The sequence below is a fragment of the Rhodopseudomonas sp. BR0C11 genome, assembly GCF_010820945.1.
Classification (GTDB): domain Bacteria; phylum Pseudomonadota; class Alphaproteobacteria; order Rhizobiales; family Xanthobacteraceae; genus Rhodopseudomonas; species Rhodopseudomonas palustris_H.
Genome location: NZ_QTKI01000737.1, coordinates 1 through 1,098, shown reverse-complemented (window position 1 = coordinate 1,098; position 1,098 = coordinate 1). Strand labels below are relative to the sequence as shown.

Sequence of the window (1,098 nt, the reverse complement as noted above, 5' to 3'; positions counted from 1 at the left end):
CGTTTGTCCTGTTCGCCGACGACGATCCGCGGCTGCACCTCCCAGGATGCGACTGCAGAGCGAACTAGGCTCTCCAGATGCGGCGTGGTCGGCAACACTGCCTCGAATGCGACACCCTCGCGCTTCAGCTGCGCCAGCGTGTCACCAAACGCAGCAGCGGGATGGCGGACTTCGCTGCGCCGGCTGCCCGGCAGCACCAGGAGCACCGGTGGCGATGCCTCGCGGCGCGCCTGCTCGGCGGCATCAGGACGTAGCGAACCGAACTGCTCGGTGAGCGGATGCCCCACATAGCTGCACGGCGGCCCCTGCAGCCTTCGATACTCGGCCGGCTCGAACGGCAGCAGCGCCAGCACGTGGTCGACGTAGCCGAGCATCGTCCGCGCCCGTCCAGGCCGCCACGCCCACACCGTCGGTGAGACGTAGTCGACGATCGGAATCGACGGATCACGCTTCCGTACCCGGCGCGCCACGCGATGAGTGAAGTCGGGGCTGTCAATGATCACCAGGATGTCGGGCTTGGCCGCCAGCACCGCGTCGACCGCGCGGCGGATCAGCTTCAGGATCAATGGCAGCCGCTGCACTACGGCGGCGAAGCCGATGATCGACAGCTCCTCGATCGGAAACAGCGAGGCGAGCCCCTCGCCGGCCATGCTGTGGCCGCCGACGCCGGCGAACCGAACATTCGATCCGAGCCGCGCCCTGAGTTCGCGCATCAGCGCAGCGCCGAGCCGATCCCCCGACTCCTCGGTCGCGATCAGATAGACCGTGCGACCCCGATCCTCGGCCTTGGCAGCGCCGCTCATGCCGGCATCCCGATCGCGAACACGCCGGCCTTGTCGGCGGCCGCAATCATCTCTTGCGGCTCGGCGACGACGGTGTGCCCGGCCACCACGGCGACGCCGCCGAGCTGCGCGGCGATCAGTCCTTCGATGGTTTTCGGCCCGAGCGCCGGCAGGTCGAAGCGCAGGTCCTGACCGGTCTTCGGCGCCTTCACCAGAACGCCGTGGCCGGGCTTGGCGCGGATCCGCCTGGCGTCGCGAAGCTGCGCCACGCGCCGCAGCAGCTCGTCGGTCCCGCCGGTGTCCTCGACAGCAACGA

Annotated in this window: 2 protein-coding genes; both read right to left on the bottom strand. The window is 69.3% G+C overall.

All coding sequences use genetic code 11. The features are described from left to right. The coding region (locus tag DYI24_RS27005; RefSeq protein ID WP_164574505.1) for a lipid-A-disaccharide synthase at nt 1-803 on the bottom strand (803 nt) is incomplete at its 3' end. Then, a partial coding sequence (locus DYI24_RS27000) for an LpxI family protein (protein WP_164574504.1) occupies nt 800-1,098 on the bottom strand: 299 nt, incomplete at its 5' end. The genes DYI24_RS27000 and DYI24_RS27005, both read right to left, overlap by 4 nt.